Raw genomic sequence first — 688 nt, 5'->3', positions numbered from 1 at the left:
ATGCCTGTCGGGTTACCGGCAATCGCCCAACCTGTCTCTGTTTGCCACCAGTGATCGATAACCGGTTTGTCCGTTTTACTTTGTACCCATTCCAGCGTAGGAGGATCTAAACGCTCACCAGCCATAAAGATGGTTTTCAGGTTTGACAGATCATACTGCTTTAAGAACTCGCCTTCCGGGTCTTCTTTCTTAATCGCACGGAAAGCCGTTGGCGCCGAGAACAAAGCATCCACTTTATATTCATCACACACACGCCAGAATGCCCCCGGATTCGGAGTTCTGACTGGCTTACCTTCAAACAGTATTGTGGTGCAACCGTGAATTAATGGCGCGTAAACAATATACGAAGGACCCACTACCCAGCCCACGTCGGATGCCGCCCAGAAAACACCACCTTGCGGGATGTTGTAGATTGCACTCATTGAGTACTTCAGTGCCACGGCATGACCACCGTTATCACGCACTACGCCTTTTGGTTTACCTGTCGTACCCGAGGTGTAAAGGATGTATAGCGGATCTGTCGCAAGTACTGGTACACAGGCATGTGGAAGTGCTTGGCTATACTCTTGCTGCCAATCCAGATCTCTCTCTTGGTTTAACTCGGCTTCGCATTCTGGTCGCTGGAAAACAAACACTTTCTCTGGCTTCCAACGACTGTCCATGATCGCTTTGTCAACCAAAGGTTTGT

General features: G+C 49.4%; 1 protein-coding gene. It reads right to left on the bottom strand.

Annotated elements, in window-relative coordinates; all coding sequences use genetic code 11:
- Positions 1-688, bottom strand: a 688-nt coding sequence (locus tag R7E78_RS26885; protein WP_318058710.1) for an AMP-binding protein, incomplete at both ends; no start/stop codon positions are given.

The organism is Vibrio sp. YT-19(2023) (assembly GCF_033337395.1).
This window is presented reverse-complemented; position numbering and strand designations above follow the sequence as displayed.